This is a genomic window from Adhaeribacter soli (assembly GCF_008727925.1).
In the GTDB taxonomy this organism is placed as follows: domain Bacteria; phylum Bacteroidota; class Bacteroidia; order Cytophagales; family Hymenobacteraceae; genus Adhaeribacter_A; species Adhaeribacter_A soli.
Genome location: NZ_VTWT01000002.1, coordinates 375,735 through 391,689 on the forward strand (window position 1 = coordinate 375,735; position 15,955 = coordinate 391,689).

General features: G+C 47.4%; 14 protein-coding genes. 5 read left to right on the plus strand and 9 right to left on the minus strand.

Annotation, left to right across the window (positions count from 1 at the left end):
• Positions 1–20: 20 nt before the first annotated feature.
• Positions 21–2,024, plus strand: a complete 2,004-nt coding sequence (locus F0P94_RS05015) for an OmpA family protein (RefSeq protein WP_150902717.1) — start codon at positions 21–23, stop codon at positions 2,022–2,024.
• Between the two features lie 359 nt (positions 2,025–2,383).
• Here the strand turns inward: F0P94_RS05015 and F0P94_RS05020 are convergent, their stop codons facing one another.
• From F0P94_RS05020 to F0P94_RS05040, 5 genes are all read right to left on the minus strand, one after another.
• A complete protein-coding gene (locus tag F0P94_RS05020; RefSeq protein WP_150902718.1) occupies positions 2,384–2,881 on the minus strand; it encodes a DUF6702 family protein in 498 nt (165 codons plus the stop codon).
• A gap of 230 nt (positions 2,882–3,111) precedes the next feature.
• Entirely contained in the window at positions 3,112–4,422 is a 1,311-nt protein-coding gene (rseP, locus tag F0P94_RS05025; protein WP_150902719.1) for an RIP metalloprotease RseP, read from the minus strand.
• A 158-nt stretch (positions 4,423–4,580) separates the two neighbouring features.
• Entirely contained in the window at positions 4,581–5,729 is a 1,149-nt protein-coding gene (locus F0P94_RS05030; protein ID WP_150902720.1) for a 1-deoxy-D-xylulose-5-phosphate reductoisomerase, read from the minus strand.
• Positions 5,730–6,241: 512 nt separating this feature from the next.
• Complete coding sequence (locus F0P94_RS05035; RefSeq protein ID WP_150902721.1) at positions 6,242–7,735, minus strand: GH3 auxin-responsive promoter family protein; 1,494 nt, start codon at positions 7,733–7,735, stop codon at positions 6,242–6,244.
• A 578-nt stretch (positions 7,736–8,313) separates the two neighbouring features.
• Positions 8,314–9,264 (minus strand): tetratricopeptide repeat protein, encoded by a 951-nt coding sequence (locus tag F0P94_RS05040; protein ID WP_150902722.1) that lies wholly within the window; start codon positions 9,262–9,264, stop codon positions 8,314–8,316.
• 228 nt (positions 9,265–9,492) lie between these two features.
• On the opposite strand from F0P94_RS05040, the gene F0P94_RS05045 reads away from it, so the two are divergent.
• The 4 genes from F0P94_RS05045 to F0P94_RS05055 all read left to right on the plus strand — a co-directional run bounded on the left by F0P94_RS05045 (position 9,493) and on the right by F0P94_RS05055 (position 11,357).
• Entirely contained in the window at positions 9,493–9,933 is a 441-nt protein-coding gene (locus F0P94_RS05045) for an OsmC family peroxiredoxin (protein WP_150902723.1), read from the plus strand.
• A 102-nt stretch (positions 9,934–10,035) separates the two neighbouring features.
• A complete protein-coding gene (locus tag F0P94_RS05050) occupies positions 10,036–10,518 on the plus strand; it encodes a hypothetical protein (RefSeq protein WP_150902724.1) in 483 nt (160 codons plus the stop codon).
• 47 nt (positions 10,519–10,565) lie between these two features.
• Positions 10,566–10,694, plus strand: a complete 129-nt coding sequence (locus F0P94_RS19955; RefSeq protein ID WP_262714324.1) for a hypothetical protein — start codon at positions 10,566–10,568, stop codon at positions 10,692–10,694.
• Between the two features lie 165 nt (positions 10,695–10,859).
• Positions 10,860–11,357, plus strand: a complete 498-nt coding sequence (locus F0P94_RS05055; protein ID WP_150902725.1) for a hypothetical protein — start codon at positions 10,860–10,862, stop codon at positions 11,355–11,357.
• A 230-nt stretch (positions 11,358–11,587) separates the two neighbouring features.
• Here F0P94_RS05055 and dnaA read toward each other — a convergent pair whose 3' ends face one another.
• The 4 genes from dnaA to F0P94_RS05075 form a co-directional block, all read right to left on the minus strand.
• Positions 11,588–13,012, minus strand: coding sequence for a chromosomal replication initiator protein DnaA (gene dnaA, locus F0P94_RS05060; RefSeq protein WP_225307134.1), 1,425 nt, complete (start codon positions 13,010–13,012; stop codon positions 11,588–11,590).
• Between the two features lie 99 nt (positions 13,013–13,111).
• Positions 13,112–14,047 (minus strand): bifunctional metallophosphatase/5'-nucleotidase, encoded by a 936-nt coding sequence (locus tag F0P94_RS05065; protein ID WP_150902727.1) that lies wholly within the window; start codon positions 14,045–14,047, stop codon positions 13,112–13,114.
• Positions 14,048–14,334: 287 nt separating this feature from the next.
• The gene (locus F0P94_RS05070) at positions 14,335–14,712 is read right to left on the minus strand and encodes an endonuclease domain-containing protein (protein WP_150902728.1); all 378 of its coding nucleotides are present in this window, start codon (positions 14,710–14,712) and stop codon (positions 14,335–14,337) included.
• Between the two features lie 191 nt (positions 14,713–14,903).
• Positions 14,904–15,737, minus strand: a complete 834-nt coding sequence (locus tag F0P94_RS05075) for a 5'-nucleotidase C-terminal domain-containing protein (protein ID WP_150902729.1) — start codon at positions 15,735–15,737, stop codon at positions 14,904–14,906.
• Positions 15,738–15,955 lie beyond the last annotated feature (218 nt).

Here is a 15,955-nt window from a genome sequence, read left to right on the forward strand (position 1 = left end):
AAGGAATCGTTTGTTATCATATGATTTTCCGCTTCTATCTGGCTGTGTTTCTTCTGCTGGCTGCTTTGGCATGCCAGCCGGCGTTGGCACAAAAAACCAAACAGGTCCGGCTTAAAAGCAAGCTCCTGTCCGACTCTACCCGCCAGCTGGCTCCTAAAGCCGAAGTGGCCGTCGATTTCCCGAACCTGAATAAAATTCCGTATTACTACGATAAAAAAAAGCTGGCCCAGATCCGCAAACTGGAGCGCCGGAAAAACTGGCAGAAAACCCTGCCCCTGCTCGAAGCCTACGTGACCAATTTCGGGATCGAGAACTTTTACAAAGATACGCCCATGCTCTGGCGCCTGGGGCAGCTCTATGAACGCAACGGCCAGCTGGATAAAGCCAAGGCATTTTACAAACTGGTACTGAAACACCACCGCACCGACGTTAAAAAAGTACAGCTGTACTACGATTCGCTGGAACAGAAGGAAAAAGATTATTACGTACCGCTCGACTATTACTACAAACTGGTTGAATACCGCAAGCACGTAGCCAAGTTCCTGCCGCCCAAAGGGGTTAACGTGAACATGGGCTCGGAAATAAACTCGAAAGCCGAAGATTACGGACCGGCCGTACGATCGAGCGAGGACCAGCTGATCTTTACCTCCAAACGCACTTTTCGCGGCCTGAATGCGGTTCCGAACGAAGACCTGTATTATTCTAAAATGGTTGACGGTGAATGGGAAGAAGCGAAATCTTTTGGCAAGCCGATAAACTCGATCTGGAACGAAGGCTCGGCCTGTTTGAGCCGCGACGGCAAAACGCTTTATTTTGCCCGTTGCGAATGCCCGGATTGCCACGGTAACTGTGACCTGTACGTAGCGCATTTACTCGCCGACGGCACCTGGGGCAAGATCAAAAACCTGGGGCCGGAAGTAAACAGCCCGGGCTGGGATTCGCAACCGACGCTTTCCAAAAATGAGGATACGCTTTACTTTGCTTCCGATAGATTGGGTGGTTTCGGCCTTTCCGATATTTATTTCACGCATAAACTGAAAAACGGAAAATGGGCACCGGCCAAAAATTTAGGCCCGGTGGTAAATACCCGCGAAAACGAGGTGAGCCCCTTCTTCCACCCGCTTTACCAGGTACTCTATTTCAGTTCCCGCGGGCAGTTGCTGAACTTCGGCGATTTCGACATTTACAAGACCTACCGCGTGAACGGCCGCTGGCAGGAACCGCGCAATATCGGTCCGCTGGTAAACGGGAAAGGCAGCGAATACTATTTCAGCATCGATGCCGAATCTACGAACCTGTATTACGCCAAAGCCGAGCCCAAAGACCCTAAAAACCTGGATCTTTACTCGTTCCCGTTACCCATGGAAGCGCACCCGCTGGCCGTTACACACATCGAAGGTATCCTGACAGACTCGGTTTCCAACCAGCCATTAACGGGTATTATTTCCATTATTGACTTAGACAACGGCGTGGAAGTAGCGTCGAAATACATTCGCCCGGACGGTACGTTTGATTTTGACCTGATCGACAATAACCGGTATACCATGCTCATTCAAAGCCCGGACTTTTTTACCGTGGAAAAGACTTTTGACCTGGCTACCGATACGGTTTTCAAGATCATGACCACGATGATCGATTACAAACTGCCGCTTATTTTCAAGAACATCGAATTCGACGAAGGGAAAGCTACCATTAAAAAGGACATGGAACCGATCCTCGACCGCATCGTACTCTTCCTGGCCGACCACCCGACCTTCCGCTTAAAGATCGGCGGCCACACCGACAGCTCCGGCGACCCGGATTTGAACATGGAACTATCGCAAAAGCGGGCCGATTCGATTAAGAAGTACCTGATCACGAAAGGCAAAATGCCGGAAGAGCGGGTAGAAGCTTTTGGCTACGGCAGCACCGAGCCGCTGAAAGATGAGGTAACCGATGAAGACATGAAAATTAACCGACGGGTAGAATTCAAGCTCCTGAAACCGGAAGCCGAAAATCAGGAACAGATGAAAGGCTGGGACTAAATTTAATTGTTTAATTGTTGATTGTTAAATTGTTGATCGCATAAAAAAAACCGCTGAAGCATTTGAGAAGCTTCAGCGGTTTTTTGTTGGCTTTTGGTAGCGTTTTCACTTCGGGCTTATCTATAGGGGAATTGCGTCATTTCGAGCGAAGCCGAGAAAACTTATTCATACATCTATGGCATTTGAGCGTAGCAAAAAATGCCTTCCGTTCAGATTCGGTATGCAATAGTTACCTCGGAAGCTACGCTGGGTCCTTTCGTCTCTCGTTTCAGGAATGCTCAGGATGACGCAATAAATTAGTTTAGCCTGACGGTTATGGTGAAAACTTCAACAATTGTAAACTCTGACTTCCCAAAAGCTTACAGAAGCGCGTGCACGAAATCGTTGTGTTTGAAGAGCAGCGTTTTTTTCTGGCCGTTCATGGTAACGTTCATCAGGTTCATCTGGTCTTCGAAAGTTTCGAACAGCACTTTGTTGCGAAGGGTAAGTTGTTTCAATTGCTCTGGTTTCACCGGTATTTCAAGGTAAAGCCATTGAGCATCATCTTCGGTTTCAAAGCCTAAGAATTTCTGGGGCAGAACCTGCTTCGCGTTAATTTCCACCTGAAAGGTTTTCTTCAGATAAGCTGCTAGTTGGCTTTTCACATCCGGAGATTGCTGAAGGGTAACCGGCTTTTTGGCGGCATCCGATAGCGTTTTTTCCAGATCGTCGGTAAACACTTTTATGGCTATTTCCAACGCCTGGCTTTTCGGGTTATAGCTTACCTCCGCAATGCTTACGTGGTATGGGTGCGCTTCCGCTCTCAGACCAATGCCTAGCAAAGCCAAAACAATGAGGGTGTAAAGCCGGAATTTCATTTTCTTCTGTTTCAATTTAAGTAGCAAGACTAAAATAACCGCATAATCTGAAAGCAAATACAATTATATACTCTACTGAATCATAAAGCCCTGGATATTTTTAGTCTTGATACTAACATCCAGATACCAATGTCCTTCATTTTATTACCGGAACGGTAGGGTTTTGCCTAAAAAAACAGGAACGCACCTGGGTACGTTCCTGCCTTTGCAATTTATTTTGGCGTCCTGAATTACATGAACAATTTGAACACGTCGTTGAAGATCGCGAAAGCCATTAAACCTAACAGCAGCACCATCCCTACTTTCTGGGCATTTTCCAGGAATTTGTCGGAAGGCTTGCGGCCGCTGATCATTTCGTAGGTCAGGAACATTACGTGGCCGCCGTCCAGCGCCGGAATCGGCAGGAAGTTCATGAAGGCCAGTACCATGGAAAGCATGCCCACAATAGACCAGAACTTCAGCCACTGAAACTCACCGCCGAAAACCTTGGCAATGCCGATCGGGCCGCTCAGGGATTTGGAGGCGGAAACTTCGCCGCGGAAGATCTTGCCGAAACCTTTGATATTGGCCGTTACAATGCCGAAAGCCTGTTTGGTTCCGGCCGGAATGGCTTCTAATACCGTATATTCTTTGGTAGCCATTTTCAGGAGAGGAACCGGCGCAAAACCGATCTTTCCATCGGAATCAACCTGCACGTTAAGCGTTACTTCCTGACCGTTGCGGTTTACCACCATCGGCACTTTTTTACCCGCATTGGCTTTTAAAGCTGCCTGAAAATTATGGAAATATGGCGTTGGCTGGCCGTTTACACTCACAAATTTATCGCCGGTTTTCACGCCAGCTTTGGCAGCATTTTCCTGGGCAATTACCTGGCCTACTTCGAACGGGAAGATGGTTTCCACAAAACGGGCATCGTTCTTATCGGCCATTTTATCCATCAGGTCTACCGGGACCTGAATATCGATCTGCTGGCCGTTTCTATCCACGGTGTAATACCCCCCGCGCGAAAGCAGCACATCTTGGTCGTAAATTTCGTCGAAGTTCTGGAAAGGCTGACCGTTAATTTTCACGATCTTGTCGCCGGTCTGGAAGCCCATATGCCTGCCCAGGTCGTTGGCCACAATACCGTATTTCGCTTCGGAAGCAGGCAGGTAGCTTTCGCCGTATTTGTAAGCAATTACGGCAAAAATTACAATACCCGTAATCACGTTCACAATAATGCCGCCCATCATCACGATGAGGCGCTGCCAGGCGGGTTTGGCCCGGAATTCATACGGTTCCGGTTCTTTCGATAAAGCGGCCGTATCCAGCGATTCGTCTATCATGCCGGAGATTTTCACAAAGCCGCCTAACGGAATAGCGCCGATCATGTACTCGGTTTCGCCAATCTGTTTGCTAACTACTTTCGGGGGAAATCCTATTGCAAATTTCTCGACCCGCATGCCAAACCATTTGGCGGTTAGCATGTGGCCGAGTTCGTGTAATCCTACTAAAATTGTCAGGCCCAGAATAAGCTGGCCTGCCATGATCAATGCATCCATTTAATTAATGTGCTAATGTGTTAATTTGCTAATGTGCTGTTCTAATGGTTTAAATTTTTAATGTGCAAATGTGGCATTGCGGTAATGTGGTATTCTCTTTCATATTGAAAAATAAATTTTGCCACATTAGCACATTACCACATCAGCACATTAGCACATTAAATAAACTCTTCGGCCAGGCGGCGCGTTTCGGCGTCGGTTTGTACGTAGTCTTCCAGCGAAGGCTGCGCAATATACGCAACTTTGGCCAGACAGCTTTCAATAAGGTCCGGCATCTGCAAAAACCCGATCTCATCGTTTAGGAAAGCGGCTACCGCAATTTCGTTGGCGGCATTCAGTACGCAAGGGGCATTTCCGCCTTTGGCAAGCGCATCGTAAGCAAGCTGCAGGTTGCGGAAGGTTTCCAGATCGGGTTGCTCGAAGGTTAGCTGGCTGAAGTTCCGGAAATCAAAACGGGGGAAATCGGATTTTAGTCTGTTCGGGTACCCCATGGCGTACTGGATCGGCAGTTTCATGTCGGGCAAACCCATTTGCGCTTTCATGCTTCCGTCTTCGAACTGCACCAGGGAATGAACAATGCTTTGCGGATGGACCACTACTTCTATCTGATCCTGTCTTAAACCAAACAACCATTTCGCCTCGATCACTTCCAGGCCTTTGTTCATGAGCGAAGCCGAATCGATGGTAATTTTGGCGCCCATGCTCCAGTTCGGATGTTTCAGAGCCTGTGCTTTGGTCACGGTTTCTAAAAAGGCTTTGTCTTTGCCGCGGAACGGTCCACCGGAAGCGGTTAAAATGATCTTTTCGATCGGGTTATGAAATTCGCCGGCCAGGCACTGAAAAATGGCGCTGTGCTCGGAATCTACCGGATAAATGTTCACGCCTTTTTCGCGCGCCAGTTTGCTAATGAGTTCTCCGGCTACCACCAGGGTTTCTTTGTTAGCAAGAGCAATGGTTTTACCGGCCTGAATGGCCCGGATAGTTGGCTGCAAACCGGCATAACCTACCATAGCAGTAAGTACCAGGTCTACAGTTTCCATTTCCACGATGCTGTTCAGGGCGTTGGCGCCGGCGTACACTTTTATGTCGTGCGGGTCCAGGGCATCAAACACTTCGTCGTAGAGCGCTTCGTTTGCAATAACTACGGCGTTGGGTTTGTAAGCTAAGGCTTGGGCGATGAGGAGTTTGGCGTTGTGGTTGGCCGTTAATACTTCCAGCTCAAAACTTTCCGGATTGGCTTCTATTACTTCCAGGGCCTGGGTGCCGATGGAACCGGTGGAGCCGAGTATGGCGATTCTTTTTTTCAATGCTTATTCAAATTTAGGTACTGTTTCAGGCTGGTTTCACTTTGTAGCAGATTAACCACCCCCACCCCCTCCTTGGTAAGGAGGGGCGCTTCTTTTGCTGCCAGTTTTAACTCCGGCGGTTCTTAGGTTACTTTTTATTCTAAAATGGTAGCGTTTTAGTCCCAAAGCCTGACTTCAGCAGGAACTCAAGCTCCCCTCCTTTCCAAGGAGGGGTTGGGGGTGGTTGCCTTTTCCAGCTCAAAACGCTCCTGTTTTACCTGTCGTATTTTTTTCGCAATAACGTGGGGACAGGTCAAGCCCTGTCCGTACACGGAAATTTCAAATTCATTAATTCTGAAAATTGGCTCCGCCGAACTTCGTTTCCCCAATTCTGAAAATTCTATAATTCTGAAAATTCTGATTCAGGAATGCGTGATCAGGAATGCGTGCGGACAGGTCGCGACCTGTCCCTACAATCAAAAAAATCACCGTTCAGACGAAATCCTTTTCCTCATCCTTCCTTAAAATCGTGTTCAAACTTTCAGCAAACCTTCTGCTAAATTCCGGTCGTTGCTTAGGCGTGGTACTTTGTTTTGGCCGCCGAGCTTGCCTTGGCTTTGCATGTAACTTTGAAAGGCTGCCGGGGGTAAGGCGGTAACTTTCAGGTTCTGCAGAATATTGCCTTTTATCAGGTCGTCGTAGTAGCTGTTCAGTTTGCAGAGTTGGGTGTTCAGTTCCTGTTCGAAGGCTTTCAAATCCGTTGGCTGGCTGGCAAACTCGATGAGCCATTCGTGGTACGACGGTTCGGTTTCGGTGCTGCTTATTTTTGGGGCTACAGTGAATTCGGCTACGGAAACTTCCGGGAAATGGCGCATGGTTTCGCGGAGAGCTTTCTCTACTTCTTCGCCAATTACGTGTTCGCCGAAAGCGGAAATAAAATGCTTGATACGACCGCTTACAATTACTTTATACGGGTTTTTCGATACGAATTTTACGGTGTCGCCAAGGGAGTAACTCCAGAGACCGGCGTTGCTGCTTAGTACCAGCGCGTAATTCACACCCAACTCCACTTCGCCAATGGTTAAACGGGTCGGGTTTTCGTTGAAATATTCGCTGGCCGGGATGAATTCGTAGAAAATGCCGCTGTTGAGCAAAAGCAAAAGGCCGTTATCGTGCTGCGAATTCTGGTAGGCAAAAAAGCCTTCGGAAGCCGGAAACGTTTCGATGCTGTCTATTTTCTTTCCTACGCTCTGGAACAGCTTGGCTTTATAAGGTTCGAAGTTTACGCCGCCGTAAACGAAAAGCGAAAAATCTGGAAAAATATCCTTAATGGGTCTTCCGGTTCTGGCTGTAAGCTTATCGAAATACATCTGGACCCAGGGCGGAATGCCGGAGATCAGGGTCATGCGCTGCGGCAGAGTTTCTTCCACCACTTTGTCGAGCTTCGTTTCCCAGTCTTCAATGCAATTGGTCTGGTAACTTGGCATCTGATTGGTGCGCAAATAACCCGGCACGTGGTGGTTTACAATGCCTGATAAGCGCCCGGTTTTTATGCCGCCTACTTCTTCCAGCACCGGACTTCCCGATAGAAAGATCAGTTTACCATCGAGGAACTGGCTGTTGCCGGTTTCGTGGATGTAGCTAAGCAGGGCATTTTTGGCGCCGTTGATGTGGTTCGGAATACTGGCCTTGGTAATGGGAATGTATTTGGTGCCCGACGTAGTGCCGGAAGTTTTGGCCAGATAGATTGGTTTACCGGACCAGAGAATATCCGGTTCGCCTTTCTTAACCCGATCGAAATACGGTTTCAGGCCTTCGTAGTCGCGCACGGGAACAGCCTTAACGTAATCGGCGTGCGATTTTATTTTTGAGAATTGATGGTCTTTGCCGAAAACGGTACCGGCGGCTTGCTTTAAGATCTGCTGAAAAATAGCCTGTTGCGCTTTTTCCGGATGCTGTAGCCATTGCTGGTCGCGGGCGTGCGTGTAGGCGGCAAGCGGTTTACTTAGAGCGGCTTTAATTCCCATCGGCAGTTATTTGAATGGTAAAGATACTGTTTTTGAGGGAACTTGCAGATTTGAAGATTTGAAGAATGAGGAATTTGAAGATTTGAAGATTTGGAGATTTGAAAATGAGAGAATGTAGGAATGGGGAAATTTGGCAATTTGACGATGGGGCTGATTATTCAATTATTAGGAAGTATTCAGAGGAACTTACCTGTACAAACTAGTACATAGTCAAGTTAATTTTTAGAAAGTGGGATTACAAATCCCACGGCTCGGTTAAGACGGGATCACAATTTCCGTTAAGCAATAGAAAGCATTCAGAGTAATTCACCTGTACGAAAATTATGATAGGAATTCCGGTTCCTGAAGTAGTTTAGAGTTTTCTCATTTATAAGTACCGGACATATTTACTTCTAACTACTTCGATTGTCCTGCTGTAGGTAATGCATAAGTCAATGCACAAAATTCACAAGATTCTTCCAGAATGACAGAAAAGAAATGGGTAGAGTTGGGTAAACTAAATTTATCTATTTACTCATCTTCACATTTACTCATACCTTCATTTTCAAATCTCCAAATTTTCAAATCTTCAAATCCGCTTACCTCCCGCATCTTGCTTTCAGCATGGGCTCCAGCCCTTTTTGGCCTTTGGCGATAGCGTTTCTCAGGAAGGTGCAGGCTTCTTGTTTTCGGTTAAGCTTAAACAGGATGTCGGTTTTAATGCGGTAGAATTCCAGGGTTTTGGGCTCCAGTGTCAGGGCTTTATCAATATCGGCCAAGCCCTGAACAGGTTGCTTTAGCGAGTCGGCGTACAGGATGGCCCGGTTGGAAAAGGCGCGCGCAAAACCCGGATCCAGGGCAATGGCTTTATTAAAATCGGCCAGGGCTTTCTGGTGGTCCCGTTTCCACGACCAGGCATAACCCCGGTTCAGGTAAATACTGGGGTTCGTCGGATCGAGCTGCAGGGCTTTATTGCTGTCGTCTATGGAGCGGTCGAATTGCTGGGCCTGAATGTAATAATAGGCTCTTTGTTTGTAACCAAGTCCCTTGCCGTATTCCGGAAAACCCTGAACCAGTTGCGTACTTACATCGATCACGGCATCAGGGTCGTTTCGTCTTTCCAGAACGGGCAGCAACCGGGCCAGGCTTTTGGGTTCGGCTTGGCGGTTCTGGTCGCGCTCCCGGCCCAGGCGGTAGTATTTAACGGCTTCGGCGGCATTTTTATCAAAGGCATACCGGGTTAAATGACCGAAAGCAAAATAAACGTCCGGGCTTTTCGGGTTGAGCAGCCAGGCTTGGTTGAAGCGCTTCATGGCCGTTTTCGGGTCCTGGCGGAAGAACTCCTGCCAGCCCATTAAAACGTATTTCCGGGCCGCTGAATCGGCACTGCCGGTAAGCTTTATTTCTGCTTTTATGAAACGGGCGTCTGCTCTCCGCACAGACGCGGACTTCACGCACTTGTCGCCGAACATGGGTTTCAGGTCGGAACATTGCCCAAAAACCTGCCACGAAAACAGAAGGGCAAAAATTAAAAGCAACAGCGGTTTCATAGGAATTCAAAAAGTAAGAAGTTGCTGAAAGGAAGGATTTAACAAATTGAAAAAGGTTAACCAAAACCACCGGCACTTAACTTCGTAAGCACAGCTTTCAGGAACAGATACGTAAATTTTATTTTTTCAGCCACGCGGCAAGCTGTCCTACATGGCCTGAAAGGAAAAAGTATTCGTACTGCCTGAAATTAAACTCATTTCTTCAACCAATTATTTTAAATAAAAGCTATGGCAAAACACACCGGCTCGGCCATCTGGCACGGCGGCCTGAAAGAAGGCAAAGGAAACGTAAGTTCACAATCCGGGGCGCTGAACGCGGCTTATTCTTACCGCACGCGCTTCGAAGACGATCTTTCGGGAACGAACCCGGAAGAACTGATCGGCGCGGCGCTGGCGGGTTGCTTTTCCATGTTCCTGAGCAGCCTGGTAGAAAAGCACGGCCACAAACCAAAGCACATCCAGACCGATGCGCACGTAACGCTAACCGTGGGAGAAAACGGCCCGACCATTACTCACATAGAATTGAAAACGGAAGCCGCAATCAAGGATATTGAAGAGAACGATTTTCAAAAACATGTGCAGGAAGCAAAAGCCAATTGCCCGGTAAGCAAAGCCCTGGCAGGAGGACCGGAAATTACCGTTTCGGCTGTGCTCCGCGACGAAGATTAAGAATGCTTCAGCCATGATCAAACAAAACCAGACGGCAACTTATAAAAGTTGCCGTTAATTTTTCCTACCTTGCGTCTTAATTCAATCAGGCTGTTTTAATATATGAGGTCATTGCTGCGGGTCGGAATTCGTCCGATGAAAAATGCGCGCATTTCGTTTAGCGTACAACTGGCGCTGGTGCTTTTCTGGCTGGTTTATGTAGGTTTTATGCTTTTCACCGAAAGCGCCACCAACGACCGCAACTTCCTCCATTATGTTTTCCTGGCGCTCACGCTGCTTTACCTGGTCTACATCCTGGCCCAGAACACTTCTATTTTCGGTTTGCAGTCTTACCTGGAAATTACGCCGGCTTACATTGTTCAGAAAAAGGGCCATTTCCGGCCGAAGCTGGTTATTGCGTTCGAAGATGTGGCTAAAGTTCAGATCCTGCCGTTCCTGCTTCGCTTTACGCTGAAAAACGGGGAGGTAATAAATATGGACACTAAATCGATTAAACGGAGAAAGAATATTGCCCTGGTAAAAGAGAATCTGGAGCTTATGGCCGAGCGGCACCGTTTTGAGCTGCAGGACAATTTGATGCCCTAAGTTTCGTTTTACAGGCAGATCCATTAACTATTGAAAGCGGGGAAAGCATGTCGAAATTTAAAGAACGCATGAAAAAGCTGGGACTAGCCGGTTTTATGTTTTTCTTCATTAAAGGACTGGTCTGGCTGTTCATTTTCTTCGGCGGCGCCAAACTGTTTTCCGAACTTTTCGACTAAATTCATTTAGTGCTTTAATCACGCTACTTCTTCCTTTTTAAAGCTCAAGTCCTGAAGCCATCTTGCGATGGCTCCTTTTTTTTATTTATTTTTTCAGGATTTATGGCATAAAGCTTGTCTATTGCGTAGGGAGATAAATTTTTACGCAACACCAAACTTCGCACCATGAAAACACTTACGAAAAACCTGCTGCTCGCTTTTACCGGCGGCGCGCTGTTGCTCTCTTCCCCGCTGGCAATGGCGCAAGGAAACGGAAAAGGCCAGGAAAAAAAGGCCCAGAAAGAAGCTTACAAAGCAACCAAACAAAACGGCAAGGAAGGCAACGGAAAAGGCAAGAATAAATTTAAAGGGAAAGATAAAAGCGCCGTTAAGAAATTCCCGCACAGCAAACCATACAGCGTAAAAGTGCCACCGGGCCATTATCCGCCGGCAGGCCACTACCGCATCTGGTACCCGAACCGCCCGCCCGGACACCAGCCAGCCCCGGTTCGTAACGGCCTTCCGCCCAACGCCCCCTTAACCGACGGCGCCTTCATTTTGTACGGCGACCAGGGCTACGACACCCAATACGACTGGCGCAAACACGAGCAGGAAAAACCTAAAACGGTGCCACGCGAAATCATCGACATTTTATTCCCGAACACCACCGTGCCGGCGCAGTAAATTTGTCTGAACTATGATTTTTGGGATTTTTATGATTTACAAGATTTCAGAATTTGGAAATTTTAAAATTTGAGGATAAGCGACTTTGAAGATTCTCGTGTACGGACAGGGCTTGACCTGTCCCCACGTTATTGCGACAATAAACAAAAACGCTATACTTTCCACCCGAAAAGTATAGCGTTTTTTATTTTGTCGAACCTACGAAAATTCGAACAATCGAAAATTCGAACTTACGAATTTTTCGATTTGAATTTCTTCTGCAATTCCTGAATAGAAGCCTTGAATTTCTTATCCGTATCGATCAGATCCGAAACGGTTTGCACCGAGTGGATTACCGTACTGTGGTCGCGGCCGCCGAAATGGTAACCGATAGACTTGAGCGAATGACTGGTGTACTCTTTGGCAAAATACATAGCCACCTGGCGCGCGGTAACGATCTCCTTCTTCCTGGTTTTGGCTTTCAGCGAATCTAAGGTAACGTTGAAATATTCGGCAACCGTTTTCTGAATGAAATCGAGATTTACTTCCGTTTCTACGTCTTCAATAATGTGCTTCAGCGCGTTCTTGGCCAGCTCCAGGTCAATCTCTTTCCGGTTCAAACTCGACTGCGCAATTAAAGAAATAAGCACGCCTTCCAGTTCCCGCACGTTGGTATCTACGCTGTAGGCAAGGTACTCGATTACGTTCTCCGGAATATCGATGCCGTCGCTCTGCATCTTCTTCTGGATAATGGCCATCCGGGTTTCGAAATCCGGACTTTGCAGGTCGGCGGTTAAGCCCCATTTGAAACGGGAAAGCAAACGTTCTTCCAGACCTTTCAGGTCGCGCGGCGGACAATCGGAAGTCATGATAATTTGCTTGCCGCTTTGGTGCAGGTGGTTGAAAATGTGGAAGAACATTTCCTGGGTTTTTTCCTTGCCGCTCAGGAATTGTACGTCGTCGATGATCAGGATATCTACCAGCAAATAGAAGTTGGCGAAGTCCTGCATGCTGTTCGTTTTCACCGATTCCACGAACTGGTTCACGAACTTTTCGGAAGAAACGTAAAGCACGAATTTTTCCGGCGCGTGGCTCTTAATGTGGTTTCCGATTGCCTGCACCAAATGCGTTTTACCAAGCCCTACCCCACCGTAAACCATCAGCGGGTTAAAGGAAGTGGTGCCCGGCTTATTCGCCACCGCATAACCGGCCGAACGGGCCAGACGGTTGCAGTCGCCTTCGATGTAGTTTTCGAAAACGTAGCTCGGGTTCAGTTGGGAATTAAGATAGTTGCGGTCGATGGTTTTCGACTCGAACGGATTGCGGATAACCTGCTGCTCGGGCTGGTAAGAATTTACCACGGCCTGCGGAATTTTCTTCGTAGGCAGGTTTACGGTTTGCGGTTTGTTGGCTGCGTTTCCGCGGTCTACGATGATAGAATACTCCAGGCGGCCTTCGCTGCCCAGTTCCTGGAAGATCACCTTCTTCAGCAAACTTACATAATGCTCTTCCAGCCATTCATAAAAGAACTGACTGGGCACCTGAATGGTAAGCACGTTGTTAACTAGCGACGTAGGTACAATGGGCTCGAACCACGTTTTGTAGCTCTGCTCCCCAATGCTCTCCCTGATCACCTGCAAACAATTACCCCATACGGTAGTAGCGTCCTTTACCATCAACATCGCTGCGTCTTCTTTCTTCTGATTGGAACTCCTTCGTAATTCGCCGAAGGACTACAAATTTGATCAATTAATTTTAAAGAAAAAATTTTTAGATCACGAACTTATTACAGTGCGTTCATCTACAGGCAGAACGGCAGCTGCGTAGCCATTTTTCCGTCCGTCGCGGCTGAATTCGAAGTCGATGCGGCCCAGGTTAATGCCGGCCCAGCCTACCTGATTAATCAGCGTTTCATTTCCGCCGGGGCTGATAATGGTATCGGGTTTCTCTAAAAAAGTATGCGTGTGCCCGCCCAGGATCAGATCAATTCCGCCAACCTGCGCGGCCAGTTTCCGGTCGTCTACTTTATCCGTTTCGTATTTATAACCCAAGTGCGAAAGGCAGATCACCAGATTACATTCCTGTTCTTCCCGCAAGATCTTTACTATTTCCTTCGCTTTTTTCACCGGATCGAGGTAAACGGTCTGGCCGATCATATTATCCGCTACCAACCCTTTCAGTTCAATTCCCAGGCCGAACACACCGATCTTCAGACCGTCTTTTTCAAACACTTTATAAGGCTGAAATTTATCTTTCAGAATGGTATTGCTGAAGTCGTAATTGGCAGAAAGGAATGGAAAACCTGCGTGCGGCAATTGCTTTTGCAAACCTTCCAAGCCGTTGTCGAAATCGTGGTTGCCGAACGTGGCCGCATCGTAACCCATCATGGTCATGAGCTTGTATTCCAGTTCACCGCCGAAGAAATTAAAGTAAGGCGTGCCCTGAAAAATATCGCCGGAATCGAGCAGCAGCACATTCTTTTCTTTCGAACGGATCTCCTTTACCAAAGCCGCGCGCCGCGCCATGCCGCCCATGCCGCCGTTGCTCCGCCCGTCGTTCGGAAACGGATCGATGCGCGAGTGCATGTCGTTGGTGTGCAGAATTACCAGCTTCCTGGTTTTGCCTTTGGCTTCGCCTACGGAAGGCAGACCAAGCAAACCAAGACCGGCGGCACCCAACAGCGTATTGCGGAGGAAATCTCTTCTATTCATTTTCGTAGGTTCGAATTTTCGAATGTTCGTAGGTTCGTAGTTTGTAGGTTAGAATTTTCGTAGTTCGAATGTTCGACTTTAAGTTAAATTTTTTTCTCAAGTTTAAAAACTCTCCCTTAAGGCAAAGCCGGTTCATTCTTGCGGATTCTCCCCTTGAGCATTTAGAGGGGTGTGTACATCTGCGGATTTATCATCAAAGTGCTTACACCCCTATAATCCCCTTAAGGGGAGACTCTCGATAAAGAGTGAAATATCTTTTTAAGCTTTTGTAAAGATGTTGCCCATATTCAGGTAAACAATTTCTTCAAATCATGAACCTGATTCCAGATTTCATCCAGAACCCACCGCATGTTTCGCTTCACCTCTAAATCTTCAAAACGCAGAAATCTTATGCCATGCGCTTCTAACTTTTCCTGCCTCAAACAATCATAATCTGCTTTGTCATTATGGCTATCACCATCAATTTCAATAACCAGTTTCAATTCATGAGCATAAAAGTCAACAATGAAATCGAGCATCGGAACTTGCCGGTGAAACTGAACTCCATCTATCTGTCGGTTTTTAATCTCGTTCCATAAAAGAATTTCAGATAAGGTACTATTATTTCTTAGTTCCTTGGCTTTGGCCCGAAGATCTTTTCGATATGGGATGATCGGATTTTTCATGCTACCTAAAGTTTAGACAGATGGTTTACACCTGCTGCGGCTTCCAAAGTTAAAGCATTCTACGGCACTCTCCCCTTGAGGGGAGCTGGAGGTGTGTTAGGACGTTTCTGATAAGGATCAGCAGGTGTAAACACCCCTCTAACTCCCCTCAAGGGGAGAATCCCCGGAAATCCTTCCTTTCAACTATTATCCTACTTCTTCCGTTCTTTAGGCAAAGGCGAGTCAGCAGGAGAAGTTGGCGGAACCGCTGCATTAACCACGTTAACTCTTCCTTCAACCTTCGCTTCTACCACTTTGCCTTGCGCCGTAAGTTCGCGGATTTCTTTCACAATTATATCACGAAGTAAAGCGCCGGTTTTTTCGGTTTTTACCGGGTTCTTCAGGAAGCCCAGGTTGTCGCCGCCGTTGGCCAGGTAATCGGATAAGGCTATGGTGTAGGTTTTGATGGAATCTAAGGGCTGACCGCCGATAAAGACCTCCTGCGGCTGGTTGTTTTTAATGCTGTAGGTTACGTTGGAAGTGGAAATTACTTTGCCGGCTTCTTTGTAAATGTGCGGTTGCGTAGCATAATTCAGGAGTTGCTGCAGGGCCGGACTCGTTACGGTTATCACCAGCAGTTCATTTTCGAAAGGCATCAGCTCGAACACATCGCCTAAGGTCAGGTTGCCTTGTTTTAAAGGAGTGCGGATGCCGCCGCTTGTCATCAGGCCAATGTCTACCGGACGACCTGTTATTTTCTCGGCCTGGGTGCGCTGCAGGTCGGCTACAAAATTCCCGACCGGCGATTCTACCGGCAATTTCTCCAAAGGCTGCGGCGCCACGCCAATTACTTCGGCCATGCGGCTGGTTACCTGTTGCCGGTAAGGCGCGATCGTTTTTTCGGCGGCCGGGTCGGCGGCAATTTTATCGGAAACGCCCAGCAGCGATTTCTGCAGTTTGGGTTGCGGGTGCCAGGTGCGCTGACAGGCCGTAGCCAGGCTTAGGACCAGGGAAAGTAAAACGATTCGGAGCGGGAAAACGCGCATGGAATTTCTTTAGAAACCTATTAAACAAAGGTACAAGGTTCCGCTTTCAGAAACCAGTACTAAAGTACAGGGTTTACCGCGCTGTTCCTATACCTTTTCAACAGATAACAATTGAATTAATAACCTTTACCCTAATAAAACCACCTATATCCTAAATTATTATTACAATAATACAATTAAATATTCCTAAAGCCATTCTTTCCCGTATTAAATAGCAA